The 16,714-nt window shown below is 60.3% G+C and carries 16 protein-coding genes; 10 read left to right on the forward strand and 6 right to left on the reverse strand.

Translation table 11 applies throughout. The features are described 5' to 3' along the window. Positions 1-5 precede the first annotated feature (5 nt). The 6 genes from dbpB (BI327_RS17925) to BI327_RS17950 form a co-directional block, all read right to left on the reverse strand. Positions 6-1,043 (reverse strand): DGQHR domain-containing protein DpdB, encoded by a 1,038-nt coding sequence (dbpB, locus tag BI327_RS17925; RefSeq protein ID WP_076862054.1) that lies wholly within the window; start codon positions 1,041-1,043, stop codon positions 6-8. Beyond that, positions 1,040-2,326, reverse strand: coding sequence for a tRNA-guanine transglycosylase DpdA (gene dpdA / locus BI327_RS17930; RefSeq protein ID WP_076862055.1), 1,287 nt, complete (start codon positions 2,324-2,326; stop codon positions 1,040-1,042). Before dpdA ends, dbpB (BI327_RS17925) begins: the two co-directional genes overlap by 4 nt. Then, positions 2,323-3,438, reverse strand: coding sequence for a DGQHR domain-containing protein DpdB (dbpB, locus tag BI327_RS17935; protein ID WP_076862056.1), 1,116 nt, complete (start codon positions 3,436-3,438; stop codon positions 2,323-2,325). The genes dpdA and dbpB (BI327_RS17935) overlap by 4 nt, the downstream gene beginning before the upstream one ends. Further along, positions 3,435-4,379: a DUF6884 domain-containing protein gene (locus BI327_RS17940; protein WP_143271636.1), complete on the reverse strand. Its 945-nt coding sequence runs from the start codon at positions 4,377-4,379 to the stop codon at positions 3,435-3,437. The genes dbpB (BI327_RS17935) and BI327_RS17940 overlap by 4 nt, the downstream gene beginning before the upstream one ends. Positions 4,380-4,570: 191 nt before the next feature. Then, positions 4,571-5,764 (reverse strand): PD-(D/E)XK nuclease family protein, encoded by a 1,194-nt coding sequence (locus BI327_RS17945; protein ID WP_076862058.1) that lies wholly within the window; start codon positions 5,762-5,764, stop codon positions 4,571-4,573. Between the two features lie 6 nt (positions 5,765-5,770). Beyond that, on the reverse strand, positions 5,771-8,101 hold the full coding sequence (locus tag BI327_RS17950; RefSeq protein WP_159450463.1) for a UvrD-helicase domain-containing protein: 2,331 nt from the start codon (positions 8,099-8,101) through the stop codon (positions 5,771-5,773). Positions 8,102-9,098: 997 nt separating this feature from the next. Here BI327_RS17950 and BI327_RS17955 point away from each other — a divergent pair. The 10 genes from BI327_RS17955 to sctO all read left to right on the forward strand — a co-directional run bounded on the left by BI327_RS17955 (position 9,099) and on the right by sctO (position 16,612). Next, entirely contained in the window at positions 9,099-9,788 is a 690-nt protein-coding gene (locus BI327_RS17955) for a hypothetical protein (RefSeq protein ID WP_076862060.1), read from the forward strand. 289 nt (positions 9,789-10,077) lie between these two features. Beyond that, positions 10,078-10,758 carry a cysteine hydrolase family protein gene (locus BI327_RS17960; protein ID WP_076862210.1) on the forward strand — a complete coding sequence of 227 codons (681 nt, stop codon included), beginning with the start codon at positions 10,078-10,080 and terminating at the stop codon, positions 10,756-10,758. A 129-nt stretch (positions 10,759-10,887) separates the two neighbouring features. Further along, a complete protein-coding gene (locus BI327_RS17965; protein WP_076862061.1) occupies positions 10,888-11,067 on the forward strand; it encodes a hypothetical protein in 180 nt (59 codons plus the stop codon). A 723-nt stretch (positions 11,068-11,790) separates the two neighbouring features. Beyond that, the gene (locus BI327_RS41765) at positions 11,791-12,213 is read left to right on the forward strand and encodes a hypothetical protein (protein ID WP_143271638.1); all 423 of its coding nucleotides are present in this window, start codon (positions 11,791-11,793) and stop codon (positions 12,211-12,213) included. Then, entirely contained in the window at positions 12,197-12,628 is a 432-nt protein-coding gene (sctI, locus tag BI327_RS17975; RefSeq protein ID WP_143271639.1) for a type III secretion system inner rod subunit SctI, read from the forward strand. Before BI327_RS41765 ends, sctI begins: the two co-directional genes overlap by 17 nt. Further along, positions 12,625-13,410, forward strand: a complete 786-nt coding sequence (sctJ, locus tag BI327_RS17980) for a type III secretion system inner membrane ring lipoprotein SctJ (protein ID WP_143271640.1) — start codon at positions 12,625-12,627, stop codon at positions 13,408-13,410. Before sctI ends, sctJ begins: the two co-directional genes overlap by 4 nt. Before the next feature lie 25 nt (positions 13,411-13,435). Next, complete coding sequence (locus tag BI327_RS17985; RefSeq protein WP_076862065.1) at positions 13,436-14,131, forward strand: hypothetical protein; 696 nt, start codon at positions 13,436-13,438, stop codon at positions 14,129-14,131. Further along, complete coding sequence (locus BI327_RS17990; protein ID WP_076862066.1) at positions 14,110-14,733, forward strand: FliH/SctL family protein; 624 nt, start codon at positions 14,110-14,112, stop codon at positions 14,731-14,733. Before BI327_RS17985 ends, BI327_RS17990 begins: the two co-directional genes overlap by 22 nt. Then, positions 14,730-16,106, forward strand: a complete 1,377-nt coding sequence (sctN, locus tag BI327_RS17995; protein ID WP_283807797.1) for a type III secretion system ATPase SctN — start codon at positions 14,730-14,732, stop codon at positions 16,104-16,106. The genes BI327_RS17990 and sctN overlap by 4 nt, the downstream gene beginning before the upstream one ends. Continuing rightward, the gene (gene sctO / locus BI327_RS43770) at positions 16,103-16,612 is read left to right on the forward strand and encodes a type III secretion system stalk subunit SctO (RefSeq protein WP_394329867.1); all 510 of its coding nucleotides are present in this window, start codon (positions 16,103-16,105) and stop codon (positions 16,610-16,612) included. Before sctN ends, sctO begins: the two co-directional genes overlap by 4 nt. Positions 16,613-16,714 lie beyond the last annotated feature (102 nt).

Below are 16,714 nucleotides of genomic sequence, written 5' to 3' on the forward strand. Positions count from 1 at the left end.
CGCCCTCAATTGGCGCGCCGGATGAGGCGCACGAGATAGTGCGACACCAGCCGATAGTCGGCCTTCGTGTTCTGAAGGGCGTGCCACAAACGCTTTTCGGTGCCGAAATTCCACTCGCCGCTGGACCAATGGGTCTTGCCGACCAGACACTTCAGGCCGTTCTCGAATTGTCGTTGCGATTTCGCCTTGTTCCTGATGGCAAGTTCGTCCATCGCGTAGCCCAGGGAGATCAGACCGACGCCGTGCACAAGACGCGACGTCTTCGGCGTATGATCTTTCCAATCCTTAGCGAAGATGTGCTGCACCGCGCCGAAGAAATTGCTGACGAGTTCGACGCCCTCGGACATCAGTTCTCCGTTGCTTTCGAAGCCGCGAAGCGCGCCCTGCTGCAGCGAATTCATCAAAAGCCGCTGCAGAAGGGTGTCCTTGATGATGCCCTCAGGATGGGTCTGTTGGTTGATCTGGCCGCGAAGCGACGAATCCGGATCGTAGTTGAGGCGTTCCGTCAACAATGCGGCGCCGGCGCGATCGGACAAACGGTGCGGCAGTCCGTCCAGCCCCGGCAGCAGTTCGTAGATAAGAGGCTTGGCGATCGGCCGCGTATTGTTGACCAGAATGAATTGACGGTTGAGTTCTGCCATGTCGTCGCAGAGGAACGAAGAGACGAGAAATTCGAATTTCCGCTCCGGCAAGCTCAGCGCCGCGCAGAGACGTTGCTGGCCGTCGACCACCCACCCCGGAGGCCCGCCGGAAGTGTCGACCACAAAACCGCCGTCGCGTGTGGCCGAGGCTCCCTTGGCGAACGCGAGCACGATCGCGTTGGGCAGCATCGCATCGTCCTGCCCCAAATAATCGCTTATCTCCCTGATATGGGACGCGATCTGCGGCCGCTGAAATCCGTTCAGACGACCTTTCGCATCGCGGCCGATCCGCTCGATGCGAGCGATCTTCGTGATCTCCTGCGGGGTCGCGGAGAAGCAGATGACCCGAGGGCCCTTGCCCTGGCGCGGTGAAATCGTCGGCTCGAAACGTACTTTAGTCATCGTTCTCTTTTCCGGACTTGTTTGCCGTCCGCCGTCAGGTGCGCGTAGAAGACGTGCAGGTTGTGGATGCCGCGTCTCTTGTTGCGATTGGACGAACGGAAGATTAATGCCTCCACGCCGGCGTCGCGACAGACGCGGCAGCGACAGCGCTCCCAGGGCCGATCGCCCAGCGTTTTCAGATAGGCCGTTCGCAATTCGGCGAGCCTCGCCTCGTTGCGTGCGTCGCTCGCGCGCTCGTCCCAGAGGGCGTATCGGCCGTACTCGATGACAGCATCCACCGCGGATTCGACCTTCATCCTTCGGGAGGCGAACTTGCGAACGCCTTCCAGCGCGCGCGTCTCAAGCCGGAGCAGATTTTCTTGGTCGAGACGCCCCCTGCGGGCACTTCTCAGCAGCCTGTCGTTGTCGATCGCCTGGGGGATCCGGACCGCCGTGTAATAGGCGAGTTCGCCGCTCTTCCCCAAGGCATAGTAATTGCGCTTGCCGTCCTTGAAGGCGCGCAGCAACGGCGACGTGGTGTCGAAGCTTGCAACGCCGTATTTCCTCACAGCTGCGAGGTGCTCGGTCTTGCCGAAGCCGAGAAGGTGCAGCTTGATGCTTCTTGGCAGAGACTCGCGGATCGTCGCCAACGCCTTCTCGATCTGCTCGATGCGCAACGGTACCATGCCGCCGACGGCGAGATAGCCGTAACCCATCTTGGCGAGCGCGGTCGCACAGTCGGCCATGCTGCGCGCAGACCAGCCCTGAATGACGCCGACTGGAGTGAACTTCCTGCCCAAAGCCTTCGATGCCGGCAGAAATCGGCGCGCGTTCTCGATCGTGATGTCCACGCGCCGCTTCGCCTCGGCTGAAGGCTTCATCCCGTCCTCAAGGAAATCGAAAACCAGATGGTCGATCGAGCAGCCGTGCGTGAAGCCGCCGTCCTCGTAGAATTCGAGTGTGTCATGGATTTTATAGGGCGGATCCTTCCGGTCTCGATACGTGAAGGCGCCGTTGTCCCCCATCACCATGCTGCCGGGATATTTGGAAAGCGGGTAGCGGAGAAATTCGCGCGCTCCTTCCCTGCGGAAGCGCATCGCCTGCGCCTCCGAATACTTGCCGGTCACGGTAGCGTCCCCGACGATCGCTCGGGAGACCAGCAGACCATCGTAGGGTGGGGTGTCCAGGTGCTCGTGCGGGAAGTCGTCGTCGGCATGCGCGCGCCGCCGCTTCGCCGCGCGGTCCGCGACGAAGTCGAACTCCGGGTCAACGAAATCAAGGCTATCGGAATACAAGAACTTCATGCCGCCGAAGCCCTTGAGACGTCTCGCTCGAGTTGGATCAGGTAGTTGGAGAGCAGACGTTGGTCCTTGGGTGTCGATTGGAGGTCGTTCCAATCGCGGTTCAGCGCCTCCCATCTTCCTTCGGTCCAGCGGCAATAGGGAGCGAGGCGCGTGAGCACCGACCTCACCGCCGAAGGGTCGCCGCCGAAATTGCCGTAACGCGTCATGATCTGATCCATGAGGACGCCCATCGCAGTGATGCCGGCGGCATGCATGAGCCTGCTTCGGTCTGGCGGAAGACCCCAAGCGCCGGGGAACGCGTCCCGAACCGCCGACCAGAAGGAGACGAGGAGCCGATACATCGCGTCGGTATCGGCGGTCCCGTCGGTGTCGACGTGCGCGGCAAGCGCGCCGCGTGGATCCTGCAAGCTGCGGCGCATGAGATTGGTCAGGGTCGAATCGGTAACGACGGCCAAAGGGGACGAATGGGATGGTCTCTTGACGAGTTGATAGAAGGGAGAGTTCGGCGTATCGGCAAGTGCGGCGCACAGTATGCTCGGGACCCGGCGCGCGGAGAGATCGCGCGGAAGGACGGTCCCCACCGTCGGCAACAGTTCGTCGATGAGGCGCTTGTCGAGGGGGCGCGCCTTGTTCACGAGAATGAATTGCTCGCGGTGAACCGCTATGTCACTTGAGACGAACGCGATGACCGGCACCGGAAGATTTGACCCGCCAGATTCGGCGAGTGCCAGCGCGCGCTGCTGTCCGTCCACGATCCAGGCAGACTTCCTTCCCGGTCTCACCGGAATCGAGAGCACGCCGGCGTCGCCGGCGCCATCGACGGTCTCGTTCTTCGTGCCCCTCTTTTGATTGAACTTGGCGCCGGCGATCGCGAGAATCACGGCATTCGGAAACAGGACGTCGCCGCCGGCCAGATATTCGGCTATCGCCTTGACATGGGCGCGGATCTCGGGCCGCTGGAAACCCTCGATCTGACTGTCCGTGGACTGCTTGATCCGGGCGATCTCGGCGATTTCGAGTATCCGCGATCCGGGAACGAAGAACGCGAAGACCTCGGTGCCGCCTTGGCGGGTCCTGATGGCGTGCACGTTCACGCATGGGATAGCCTTCATGAGAGCCCTCGCCGCACGTCGTTGTAGATCCGAGAGAACCGACCCTGTTCGCAGGACACCCCTTCGACATTCCTTAGATGTCTGAGGACCATGTTCGACGTGGGTCCGACCTTCGGCATCAGGCGGGTGACCATCCTTCTGATCTCGTCGTCGGAAACCCTCTTCTGGACCCGCGGTCGGCGAAAGGCGACAGGGGCGAGGCGCGCCGCGACGGCCTTCCTGTCGGTCTCGAGCGTCCCGTCGGATCGCGGCGAAATGTTCGTCACAAAATCGAGAAGCGCGCGCTGGGGAAAGTCGACCCGCGTTCCTGGGCGCCCGAGCCTGTCCAACCGTTCGTCGTACGGCATCACGTATGGCTTGAGGGCGTGGCACAGATGATTGCTGATGGACAGCCCGAACAATCTGAGCTGAACACCCTCCATTCGGGAAACGGCTATCAACTCCTTCTCGATCATCGCGGCGTAGGCGCGCGAAAGGCACACCAGAACTTGCGAGCAGCCCTTCGCGTCTTTCGCCAGAGTTGAGGAGAAAGGTCCCTTCGAGACGTGGGTCCACCATCGCGCGGCGCTCACTTCGCCCTTGATCTTGCGGAGGACGGAGGCCGGCCCGACCGGCCGGATCGTCAGATCGTAGCCCGGAATCGGGGTTTCGCTCTTCACGTAACCCAGTCCCGCGGAAAGAACGGCAAATCTTCCCGAAACGTGCTCCGCGGCCTTGCGGGCCATCTGGAACGCCCGCCCCTTATAGAGATCGGCCGCCGGCTGGAGTTGGGTCTCCCTCTTCAGCCGTCCGATCCAGGCATCTGCGGTCTGCTCGAGCGTCCCGCGCGGCAACGATCTGACGGAAAGCGCGCGCGTGCATCGCTTTCCTGCCGAACAGGTCGTCACGACCAGCGTCGGTTTTCGGAGGCGGTTGATCGTTTTCGTACGAGAAACTGCCATTCTTTCTGCGACCGTAGCCACTCTTTACTGCAAGGACGGGGAAAGCCAAAAAGCACGGATGGAGTTGGCGAATTCCCCAACGCCCCCTTAGCTAATCCGACAAGCAACGCGCGCTGTCAAGCTCCGGTTGTGCAGTTTCTTGAGCCTTCCCGAAGAAATGCTCTGCAGTTATCACCACGCTTTCGCGGGGATCACGGGACTTGGGGCAGTCGGTTGCGGCCCGTCGCGTCTGGACAATGATATTTGAAGTCGCAAGCCGTGCAGGTCCGTTGTTCCGGCTGTGTGGGCCAGGGCGCACGGGTCGATCCCTGCGTGATCTCGGCCTGGACCGCCACTTCGATGTCTCCGACGACCCTGTCGAACCGACCGGTTGCCTCGTCGAGGGAGGCGGGCGTGACCTCGACAAGCCGAAAGCTCCGATCCTCGAGAAAGAGCTTACTGAGGCCGCGCGTCTGGCCGGTCTCGAGTTCTTCGCCTTCCTGCTCCGGGCTTTCGCGTTCGCCCAGGAGGAATGCGCGATCGGCCTGGGCCGGCATGACATCGGTCGTGCGCCCTCTCACATCGCTCCGCAGATCGCGAAGGTCGGTCTGCGAGGGATAGAGTTCGTTCAGGTATAGAAGTACGCCCGCGATCACCCTCGCGTCGGGATTTTGCCGATGCCGTAGCCACGCATAAGTCTGTATCTGCCACGCCTGGTGGAGCCACGTGTCGCTCCCCACGCTTGGAGGGCGCCTCATGCCCTTGTAGTCCACTATGATCTCGAAGGGGGCATCGCTCCGTTCCATCTCGGCGCGTACCACCGGGCTTTGGCGAAGACGGTGAAGAATGGCGTTGCTCGGAGGTGCGCGATGGAGTTGAACCGAACTCAAGACATCGACTATTCCCGTGACAGAGTAGCGTACGGCCCGCATCTGCGCATTGGGCGGCAACTCCCTGGATCCCATCAGGCGCAGTTCCGCTTCGGCGACGAGCGGAAAGAGATGGACGCCCCACGTGTTCAAGGCCGCTTCCGCCCGGCGACTTGCGATGCCTCGGCCGTTCTCTGTCGGATTATCATAGTCGAGATACAGAAGGCGCGGCGGAGGACGCAGCCCCCGCGACAGCAGCCTGCGATAGACCGTCTCCTCGATCGGGCGGATGTGCGTCGCCCACGTCCAAGGCCAACCGCCGTTCCAGGGGGCTCCGCCGGCCCGCCACCGCGCAAACGCCTCCTCCATCAGGCCGTGAATGAATTCGCCGAACCACTGTTGAACCGGGACGGAAGGAGGCAAGCCCGCCTTGTTGTATAGACGATACTGGCGTCCACATTTTAAGAACGCCAGCAAGTCGCCCGTGAGGCTGTACTCGGGGATGATGCGCTCGACGCCGTGCGGACGGATGCTCATCGATGATCATAACCTCCTGAGGAACGAGAGGCCTCGCCAGGGCCAGAGTTCGGCAGGTGCGCACGAGGGGCGGCGCCAACCGGTGGCCACGCTCTGCATCGTCCTTTTGCTACGGCTGATACCCGTCGTAGCGACGGAATGGCCGACCAGGATCAGCAGGTCCTGGGCGCGACTGAAGGCGACAAAATATTTCCTGGTCAGGTCGTCGAAAGCGCGATCCTGTCCGGTCCGATTTCCCAGATCGATCTGCGAATATGGACGGAAGAAATCTTCCATCCGATGGACCCGATCGGGATCGGTAGGATAGCGCTTGAACGGCTTGGAGACCCTTCCGTCGCCGAGTTCCGAACCGACGTCGACGATTGTGACCGGAAACTCCAATCCCTTGGCCTGATGGATCGTCATGAAGTTGACCCGGTTGCGGGGCAATGTCTCGAGCAAGTCCTCCTCGACCTCGATCACATCGTCGGCGATCGGGGCGAACACGCGCCAGATCGCGTCGGCCACGCTGCGCGTCGCCAATTCGTCAGTGAGCGAACCCGGCGCGAAAATGAGTTCGCCCCGAAATCCGCGCAGGAGACTGGCCGCCGATACGGCGCGCATGATGGCTTCCAACCAAGCCAGATGCTCGACATCGTCCTGGAAAGCGGGAATCCAGGTGACCAGCTTGTAGAGCAGGTCACTCAAAGAGACATTTGTGTTGCCTCGCAGTGGCCGGGTCGCTCGGCGTCGCTGCCAGCTGTCGACGAATCTTCTCAGATTTGCCGGCCCGGAAACGAGAAAGGCGTCGGCGTCGTCGCGCCATCCGCGCAGTTCGCGCAACACCGGATCTCCTATTCTCTGCGAGCCCAATATCGAACCGTTGGGATCGAGACAAAGCAGCGCCAGGCCAAGGAGCCTGCGTACGGCCGCCTGCTTCTTTAGCGGCTGGCCTCGGGGATTGAAGACACCGATCGGCGGATCGAGCGCTTCGAGTTCGTCGCGTAAGAGGCGCGGGAATCGTTCGGTGCCGCTTGCGCGGTATTCAGATGTCGAGTCGAATAGGATCGCGATATCTCCGGCCGATCCGCGTTCCGCGTCGAGAGCGATCGCGTGTCTTTGCCCTTCAGCGTCGGCAATCCGAATTCGGCCCCCGTTGACCAATCGGCCAATCAGTCCTGCAACTTCCTGGGCGAGCAATTGCTCGCCATCCTCGAACATGCCGACGAGAGGTAGCTCGCCTTCATTGGCGGCGCCGTGCAGAAGCGCCGGCTTGCCGATCACGCGCGCCTGCTGAAAAATCACATCGGAGCGCACGAAGCTGTCCACGAGGCTCACAATATTTCTCGTCGATCGATAATTGAGATTCAGCGCTATTTCGGTTGCTTCGATTCTCACCCGATCCCGTGCGCGCCCGCGAAAGCCGGCGAAAAGCTCCACGGTGGCGCCGCGGAAGCGATACAGCGACTGGTCGTCGTCGCCGACGACACAGATCGATCCGCCGTTGTCGCGCGCCGCGGCGGCCAACGCGAAATAGATGCTCTCCTGCAGATAGTTCGTGTCTTGATATTCGTCGACCAAGACGAACCGGACGGTCGCAAGGAAGTCGTTCATCCGGCCGGAGCCGAGCGCCTCGAGAAAGTACTCGTTGAGACCTGCGAAATCGAAGATCTCCCGCTCGCGCATGACAGCCTCGAACGTCTCGATCGCTTCCAGCGCCCGCGACAGACCCACGCTGACGTCGTCGGCGCCGCGGCCGGCGCCGGCCAAAAGCGCGGCGCGGTCGACGCGATCGTTTATGAGGCGTTCGCGGATTTCGACGAGGGCGGCGGCACGACCGCCGAAGCCGAGCAGGCCGCCGTAGGTATTAAATCCCAGCGATTCGAGAAACGCGCATAGCCTCCTCGACCTTGCCGCGGCCGTTGGGCGGACGCCTTCAGCCATCATCAGAGCGGCGAAGACGTGCGTATCCACCGGTGTCGGTCGAGGCGCTCCGGCAGCCCTGAATTCATTGAGGAGGTCCTGAGCGATGCTGTCGATCGTCCCGACCCGCAACTGGTTGAAATCCAGCCTCTCGAAGCGAAGGGGTGCAGGGCGCCGGGAGCGCAGGACGCGCGCGCGTATGTTCTCGCCCCACTCGATAATTCTGCTCCGCAGGACCGCGGCGGCTCGACGTGTGAAGGTCGTGGCGACGATTTCGAGCGGATCGAGGCCGTCTACGTAGATGAGCTTCAGGATCCGAAGAGCCGATGCGGTCGTCTTTCCGCTGCCTGGGCCGGCGATGACGAAAAGGGACCTGTCGACCGTTGCGGAGACGATGCCAACCTGTCCATCGTTCAGGCCGCCTTCGCGTCCCACATTCCTCGCGCTAAGAGGAACTCTTGCCACCGCCATCGCATGGTCGCAAAAGTCCTCCCATGTCAACGTAGTCACCTGCGATCCCCCTCAGCCCCCGCCGTGCTGGCGATCCTCTCTGCGCCGCAACTTATGTTAGAGCAGCTATAGCGGGACCCTTCGATTTCGTCGATGCTGGAAGCGCGCGAACGGGAGTAGCGTTGAATCATACTTAAGTTCGTACGGAACGGACCGAGTATCGCGGCGGCCAGCGAATCGCCAATGTAGGACCGCGATCGGGTTCGGCTCGCTTCGCCGGGCCGTCCGGCTATCTCCTCCGCGCCGGAATTTTCGCCTCCCTCAGCGATATCGCCCGGTTCGGACCGTGTTGAAGCAATTCGGACCGTGTCGAAGCAATAAAGCCTGCGATTACAGACGACCCGAGTCTGCCCTGCGCATGATCGCGTTCGGCGATCCCGCGAGGAGAAGTGCGCGCTGAAGACCAAGATCCGGCACGCCCTCAAGGCCGCCGAGGTGCGGGAGGGAGGGCGTCTTACAGCCTGCGAGGTTCCGATAGTTTGGTGATATGCGAATACAATAATCATGTGCTGCGCATCACGTTAGGGCGACAGGCGGACGCGCCAGGTCGAGCGAAATGTCCGAGAAGCGTGCGTCCTGGATCGTCCACCACTCGATCAGCAATCGGATGCGGACCGTGTTCGGCACATTGCTTTCGCATGACCGTAGGCTCGCGCACACTCTGATCGGACACGTCGCAGAGCGATGGACCAGATAGTGGCGGAGTGACAGCCCGGTCTTCACGAGATCGATGATGTCGTTCGTGCTTGCCTTGCCGCCTTATTCGTCGTGTCCGTCGCGATGGCGTTGGGCACGAGTGATGACGAATTCGTCAAAATCGGACCCACTCTTAACCCACCCGAACTGGTAGTGTCCCGTAAATCGCTAGTGCCGTAGCAGTGCTAAGGGACCTGACGCATCACAATAGGACCAAGACGCGGCAATGACGAGCGTAGTCGACCTGCTGCACATATCGCGCTTCATTAACAGCTATGACGCTGCCGCCGCCCAAAAAGGCATCAAGCTTTCGTTGGGAGTCGATTTTCACGAGTATATCTCGATTACGCGGGCGACTGCAACGAAGGGGCCTACATATCCGAATTTCCGGCCGGACCGCTCGCCAATTGGATCAGGCGAGGGATTTTGGATGGTCGGCGTCGACAAGAACAATGACGTTGCGGTCCTGCAGGCCGTTCGACTGTACGATCTTTCGCGCAGCAACTTTGCAGAGCATCTTCAATCCCTGAAAGCGTTCTACGCCGATCCGGACAAACATGCCCATCCAGAGGATGAGTGCACTTGTGCGGCACCAATTGCGAGGAAGATGTCTGGCAAAGTAGCGTATCACGGCGATGGTTGGGTGCGCAGAGACTTCAGAGGTTCGGGCATACCCGAGATTATGGGAGGAATGGCATTCGGCGTGTCCTTCGCCATGTGGGCTCCTGATTTCGTCTGTGGATTGGTAGCGCGCTGGCTAATCGATAAGGGCGTTGTTTCACAGTACGGATATGCTCACCATGAGAGAGCCGGCTCGATCTTGCGGCTGGTGGAAGAGGAAATTGTCGACGATGATTGGCTGATATGGCTGACCGGGGAAGAGTTGAGGAGCCGTGTTGTTCCGCCAGGAGAATGACGGGCTGATGTTGGCGACGTAACCGTTGCCGGCGCAGCGAATAAACTCGACACGAGGTTGAATTTGGCCGATCCTCGCCACAAAGATGATTGTCTGGGACGTCGCATTTAGGTCTCTTATCTTAGAGCTTGCAGTCTGACTAAACATGCCTGGATGCGCTGAGGGGGCGGAGAGCGCCGGTTGCCGCGCCCGCTACTTTGAATCGTAAATCATTTGATCGATGATCCCGAGGGACGCCCAGATTGCGACCTTGAACTGCTATGGGCCGATCGATGCGCGAGAGGAAAACATGTCAACGACTGAACTTCCGACGCGCGAGGTGCCGCTCAATCCGGGGCAGTCCGCATTAATGTTCATCGACGTGCAGAACTTTTGCATCCGACGCGATGGCGGCGAGTTCAAGGATGTGTCGGACGACGACATCGCCGGCAAGCACGGCTATTATTTCGATCGCTTGAACAGCATTGCCATACCCAACATGCTGAGGCTGCAGGCTGCCTTTCGTGCGGCAAGAATAGAAGTACTTTACACGACGATTGAGAGCCTCACACGGGATGGTCGCGATCGCGGCCAGAACTACAAGATCGTGGGCTTCAACGTCCCAAGAGGTTCATGGGACGGCAAGGTCATTGACGAGCTTGCGCCGGGCGATGACGAAATTGTGCTGCCGAAATCGTCCTCGAGCGTCTTTATATCCACCAATATCGATTACCTGCTGCGCAATCTCGGCGCAAAACAGCTGGTATTGGCTGGGGTGGTTACCGACGAGTGCGTGGAATCCGCTGTGCGTGACGCTTGCGACCTCGGTTACCTGGTGACGCTCGTGCCAGATGCTTGCGCGACCTACAGCCAGGAGCGCCAGGACAATAGTTTGCGGGTGATCGAGGGGTATTGCCGCCGAGTGTACACAAACGACCTGATTGAGGAGGTCGGTGCTGCTTGCCAAGTTGTCTTGAGCAAAAAATCTTAGCTGCTCATCTCTACTCATGCCGACCGTAAGTCACTGACCCTTCTTGAATTTCCGGAAAATCTGTACTTCATAGCTGCTCGTCTTTTCTCGGCACTACACCACGCATTCCCGAGCAAAAAGCGAGCAAAAATGTTCATCATCCATTTCACTGACATCACCATTCGCTCTCTCAAAGAGGGCAACTTCTATGACGACAAGACACCAGGCTTCGGCATCCGCATCGGCAAGCAGCGTAAGACATGGCATGTCGTCAAGCAGCCGTCGCGCACGAAGGTGACGATTGCCGCCCCAGTTGCCGGATCGCTGTAAGCGACGCTTTTGGCGGAGAGTAGCGCGTTCTTGAAAGCTGCCGGGGTCGAGATGTCTGGCTTGGCAGCCCCGTGCTTCACTGCGACCGCGATACCCGAACTTGCGAAGACAGCATCTGTATACGCCATGAAGCGGTTGCCAAGCTACTCTCCGTTCGCTCGGTGAGGATCCTGTGCTGTCGCGCAGCTGCTCAAATATTTCACTTGCAAAATTTGCAGCATCGGGCTCGAGAATGCTGCTCAGGTCGGAGCGTAACTTCATCCGGACGAAATACTCAGAGGTCACCTTGAGCCGTTTTGCTGGTTGCAAACTGACTCCTCTTTTGATGTGTCCGTCTATGACGCTTTCTGAGACGCTCTCTGTTGCGACCTTTGGGAGCAAGTGGTCGGTCGCGTCGGCGTTGTCTGCCCTGTCCGTCGCCTGACTCCTTGCTTGCGCGGTCTTCCGTCTGGCCCGAAGTTACGTTCCATATGCATTCACTATGCTTCCATATGCGAACGGTATTTCCACTCGATCGTGCCGCGGACTAGAACCGTTGAAGCAGCTAATCCTGAGCGGCGGCCTGCTGGAAGGCAGAGCTTTATCCGAATGCTGATGACGCGCTCAGCGGCATCAGAAGTGGTGGCCAAAACACCCCGCAGCAGGTGCAACTCTTCGGTGAAAGCCTTATTGCATTCTGGCGGATGAGGCGGGCTTAAAGCGGTGTAAGGACTATTCGTCGTTATGTCTGATTTGGTCCCGTTTGCCGCGCCGGAAAGCCGACGCCGCCTTCTGCGGTGCCTGACCGAGATTGCGTTTCTGGCCTGTCTTAAAAGCGACGTGGAGCGAGCGAGGCGGATTGCCAAGGGAATTGGTGTGGTTGCTCCAGGCGGTCGGGAGGCCGTCATCGCTTGCGTGCTCGTCGATCTATTGGCAGGTGACGTTGAAGCAGCGCTGGAGCGCCTCGATCCTCTTGCCCGCGCGAATGATCCCTATGGAATGGCATTTCAGGCGCTGGTGCTTGAGATTGTTGGCCGCTTAAGCGAGCGGGATGCTGTGCTTCGGCGTCTTCCTCGCGGCGATCTGGCGCTCGACGGGCTTTTTGCGGCACTAGGTGGTGCAGCGAAGGTACATACAGGAGGTTCAGTCAATGAGCGGTGTGAATGAGGTCGTGGCGCTACTTGAGGCCGTGTCGCCGGCGAGCGGGAGGCCGGCGGCATCAAGGGCGCCGAGTGACTCGGTCGAGGCCTTTCGTGCGGCCCTCGAGCGGCCGGTGCCATCATCACCGAATGATGATCCCGCAGCGGTCACTGGTCTTGGCTCCAGCGAGGAGGGGCTTATTGGTCGCGTCCGGGTGGCTGACGATATCCTTGGTGGAATGGATAAACTAAGCGCATCTTTCGGCGATGCCGCGAAAGTCGCGGCCGGGGTCGCGGAAAGCCATACTTCCGGCGAGTTCAGCTCGACTGAGTGGCTGAACGCGCAGTCCGCCCTGTCAGCCCTGACTCTGCAATACGATATCGCGTCGAAAGTGGTTGGGAAGGCCGTGCAAAGCCTAGATACTCTCCTGAAGAGCCAGTGAACAACCGTGATGCGAGCGTGATGTTGGTGTTGAAGCGCGCATTGATTCTTTTGGCGACACTCGCGTTGACGGGCTGCGGAGCAAAGATCGAGCTTTATCGCAATCTTCCGGCGCATGACGCCAACGACATGCTCGCGTTGCTGATGCGGCACGGCATCGATGCCGAGCGGGTGCCCGAGCACAACGGAGCGGCCTCCCTGATTGTTTCGACGAAAGACGTGCCGCGTGCCATGGGTGTACTGGATGGCGCCGGATTGCCTCGCGATCGGCTTGCCGACTTGGGCACCCTCTTCAAGAAAGAGGGTATGTTGTCATCGCCAACGGAGGAGCGTGTGCGATTCATCCATGGCACGACGCAGGAATTATCGGAGACGCTCTCCAGGATCGATGGCGTGTTCAGTGCCCGCGTCCATGCCGTCCTGCCCGAAAATACGATCGACGATCGCGTCCCACCTGCTCCCTCAACTGCTGCTGTATTGGTCCGCTATAAGGCTGGTACTGCCGTTGATCAGATCGTACCGAAGATCAAGGAGTTGGTCGCAAATAGCTTGAAGGGCGTATCGTACGACGGCGTCTCGGTTACGCTCGTCGAGGCAAGTCAAAGCGATAGCGGCTTGCCGCCACTTGATGCGCCTCCCGTCGCCGCCGAGGCCAGCGCTCGGCTCTATCTCCTGGTCGGACTCGTGGCTGGGCTGGTGATATCGCTAATCTGCAATGCAGCTCTTGCCTTTCTCGTGTGGCGGAAGCGAGTGAGCCACACAACAAATCCTGCGGCGCCATAGATCGATGCAAGCGAGCAATCCCGCGATGATCGCGACAGAATCGGCGGCAATTTCGGACAGCTGGCTTCACAGGCCGTGGGCCGGAGCGATGATGCGCTGCATCGCCGATCCCGCGGCCGACTTCGATGATGCTATAGCCAAGGATTGGCCGGAATGGTTGCCGCGGGATCCTGCACGGGCAGATTCGTTCATCCGAATGAGACTTGGAAGTCGGCTGCTTCGCGATCAAGATAGGGGGGCGTCGGCCATCATCTCCGCTGGCCATGCGCCGCGGACGCGGCTCGCATTTTTGCCGGTATCGGACGCCGTGCGCCTCATGTGCCTTGCCGCGGCGTGGACCGGGGTGCCGAGTCTTGTCGGGCAACTTCGCAACGCCGATGTCGTTGCAGCGCGTTCCGTCCTCGGAGAAGACGCCTTCGCGTTCGCTTTCGATGCCGCGCTGCTGCCACGACCGACCGCCGGACTGATGTCGGCTATCGGTGCTTCCAAGCTGCCGACCGGGCCTGCTGAACTGCTCCACTGCGCAGCTGCGATGTTCGGCCTCGCAATGGGCTGCATCCCGCATGCACTGCAGGTACGACTGAGATTACGCAGCCCTGCGTCGATCTGGACGGTGTCGGCTAACGCCTGTCGCAACGACAGTGCTGGAGAGGACGCCTTTCATGCGATGCGGCGGTTGGTCCGCAAAAGGATGGCCCCATGGTCGCACTGGTTCGATTGACGTCCGAGACGATCAGTGTTCTCGGACCAGGGCAAATCTTGCCGGCGGCAAGCGCGCAGGCACTCCTGCACGCCGAGCAACTGCTGACCCAGGCGCAGCGCGATGCAGAGGCGCTTGTTGAGGAAGCGCGCATGTCCGCGAGCAGGATTGAAGCGGCCGCCAGAGAAGCCGGGCTCAAGGAAGCGCAAGTGACAATTCAACAGCGCTTGGCCGCAATCGCCGTAGAGTCGCTGCGGGTCATGGAGCAAAACAAGGAAAGGATCGTGGACCTCGGCCTGCAGATCGCCCGCCGGATCATCGACACGACGGCACCAGACGAGACCGCGGTGCAGATCGCACTGCGAAGCCTGCGAGTCGTGGGCCATAGCCCTGTCGTTCGGCTGCGAGTGGCACCGTCGCTGGTCGAGACGGTTCGCGGGCGGGTCGACGAGATAGTCCCGGCGGTCACGTCACGCGCAGTCGTCGAAGTGATTTCTGATCCGCGGATCAATGATGCCGGGTGTATTCTTGAGACCGATGCCGGACTGGTCGACGCGACGATCGAAAGCCAGCTGACATTGATCGAAAGCGGCCTTCGCAAAAGCCTGGAGGCGTCGAAGTGATCTCGGAGACAGCCGAGCCGTCAACGGCGGTAGCTCCCGTAGGTTGTTCGTATGAAAGCATCGATCGGTTCTTCCGGCTCGCTAACAGGGCGGTTGAGCAAACGCCGACGATGAATGTCCGTGGTCGCGTCCTTCAAGTCGTTGGAACAATCATCCGTGCGACGGCTCCTGGCGTGCGTATCGGGGATTTGTGCGAACTCCACGATCCCAAAAATGACCGTGGACTGACCGCTGAGGTCGTCGGTGTTCAGCGCGATGTTGCCGTTCTGACGCCGCTCGGGGAAATGCGGGGACTTTCTACCCTCACAGAGGTGATTCCGACGAGCAAGGCCCTGCTGGTGCCGGCGGGCTGGAACTTGCTAGGTCGGGTGCTTGACGGCCTTGGCCGCCCGCTCGATGCAACCACTCATGGGCCCATGATCGCAGAGGCCCACGTGCCGGTTCATGGCAGCGCACCGGATCCGCTAAGCCGGCGTAGCATAGATCAGGTTCTTCCGGTCGGTGTACGGGCGATCGATGCCCTGCTGACGTGCGGGGAAGGGCAACGCGTCGGTATCTTTGCCGCTGCAGGAGCCGGCAAAAGCACACTGCTGTCGATGCTCATACGGGGCGCTGACGTTGACGTCGCGGTGATAGCACTTATCGGCGAGCGCGGACGGGAGGTGCAAGAGTTCATCACGCAACTCGGTTCGCAATCACGAACCAAAGCGGTTTTTGTTGTCGCGACGTCCGACCGGCCCGCCATGGAGCGCGCCAAGGCGGCCTATGTAGCCACTGCAATCGCTGAATGGTTTCGCGATCAAGGCAAACGTGTGCTGCTTCTCATGGATTCGCTAACGCGTTTTGCGCGGGCGCACAGGGAGATCGGCCTTGCAGCGGGTGAGCCACCGACCCGGCATGGTTTCCCGCCATCCGTGTTCGCAACACTGCCGCAACTTTTGGAACGCGCGGGCAACAATGCGCGTGGGTCGATCACGGCCTTCTATACCGTGCTTGTCGAGGGAGATGACATGACTGAACCCGTCGCCGACGAAACGCGCTCGATCCTTGATGGGCACATTGTGCTCTCGCGTGCCCTGGCTACGTCGAACCACTATCCTGCCATCGACATTCTTGCGAGCGTCAGCCGCGTCATGAGCATGATCGTGGCTCCCCAGCATGAAAGCATGGCGCGGAGACTGCGTGAGCTGATGGCGAAATACCAGGAGGTCGAACTGTTGATTCGTGTGGGAGAATACAAGAACGGAACCGACGAACTCGCGGATGAGGCGATCGCCAGAAGGGACGAAATACAGAACTTCCTGCGCCAATCGACAAGTGAGCAAATGGACTTCGAAGCCACGCTCCAGGAGCTTGAAGCATGCGTGGGATGATCTCGGACGCCGTCCACCGTCTCCTGGAGCTACGGAAATTGCGACATCATCGTCAGCAAGATATTCTCCGGGCGCGACAGCTGGCCCTTGAGAACGCTGCCGCTGCCGTGGAGACCGCCGCCAAAAATCACCGCACCTGGCGGCAAAAGCGTCTTCGGCTTGAAGCTTCCCTGTACGATTCCGTGATCGGAGAAACCGTCGCTCTCGGCGCTCTTGTCGGTCTGAAGGTAAGGATGACCTCGCTGCACGATCACGATCAGCTGCTCGAAAAGGACATTGAAAAGGCAATCGCGGAAGCCGATCGGGCCCGGCAGGCACGCGACGAAATGTGCAACATCGTACGTCAAACAGGCAAGCAGTTCGATAAGTGCGAACATCTGGCGCGCGCTTTGCGCGATGCCTCGGTGAGGAGGCCGGAGCAGGTTTGCGAGAACAGGACTGCTGTGAACACGTCGCAAGCCGGATCGGCCTTGGATCTCGAAGAATGTCGGGGATGCGAAGGCTAGGGGAGGGGATCAGGCGAGCGTCGATACGACGTTGGATATGGCGGGTCTAGTAGGTCGATCTCATCCATGGTGCATCGGATCCTGCGGTTTACGTCGATGCAG

Origin of the sequence: Bradyrhizobium mercantei (assembly GCF_001982635.1) — a bacterium.
In the GTDB taxonomy this organism is placed as follows: Bacteria; Pseudomonadota; Alphaproteobacteria; order Rhizobiales; family Xanthobacteraceae; genus Bradyrhizobium; species Bradyrhizobium mercantei.

Coding starts and splice junctions, on each gene's coding strand:
- dbpB (WP_076862054.1), bottom strand. CDS start 1,043: ATGACTAAAGTACGTTTCGAGCCGACGATTTCACCGCGCCAGGGCAAG.
- dpdA (WP_076862055.1), bottom strand. CDS start 2,326: ATGAAGTTCTTGTATTCCGATAGCCTTGATTTCGTTGACCCGGAGTTC.
- dbpB (WP_076862056.1), bottom strand. CDS start 3,438: ATGAAGGCTATCCCATGCGTGAACGTGCACGCCATCAGGACCCGCCAA.
- BI327_RS17940 (WP_143271636.1), bottom strand. CDS start 4,379: ATGGCAGTTTCTCGTACGAAAACGATCAACCGCCTCCGAAAACCGACG.
- BI327_RS17945 (WP_076862058.1), bottom strand. CDS start 5,764: ATGAGCATCCGTCCGCACGGCGTCGAGCGCATCATCCCCGAGTACAGC.
- BI327_RS17955 (WP_076862060.1), top strand. CDS start 9,099: ATGACGAGCGTAGTCGACCTGCTGCACATATCGCGCTTCATTAACAGC.
- BI327_RS17960 (WP_076862210.1), top strand. CDS start 10,078: ATGTCAACGACTGAACTTCCGACGCGCGAGGTGCCGCTCAATCCGGGG.
- BI327_RS17965 (WP_076862061.1), top strand. CDS start 10,888: ATGTTCATCATCCATTTCACTGACATCACCATTCGCTCTCTCAAAGAG.
- BI327_RS41765 (WP_143271638.1), top strand. CDS start 11,791: ATGTCTGATTTGGTCCCGTTTGCCGCGCCGGAAAGCCGACGCCGCCTT.
- sctI (WP_143271639.1), top strand. CDS start 12,197: ATGAGCGGTGTGAATGAGGTCGTGGCGCTACTTGAGGCCGTGTCGCCG.
- BI327_RS17985 (WP_076862065.1), top strand. CDS start 13,436: ATGATCGCGACAGAATCGGCGGCAATTTCGGACAGCTGGCTTCACAGG.
- BI327_RS17990 (WP_076862066.1), top strand. CDS start 14,110: ATGGTCGCACTGGTTCGATTGACGTCCGAGACGATCAGTGTTCTCGGA.
- sctO (WP_394329867.1), top strand. CDS start 16,103: ATGATCTCGGACGCCGTCCACCGTCTCCTGGAGCTACGGAAATTGCGA.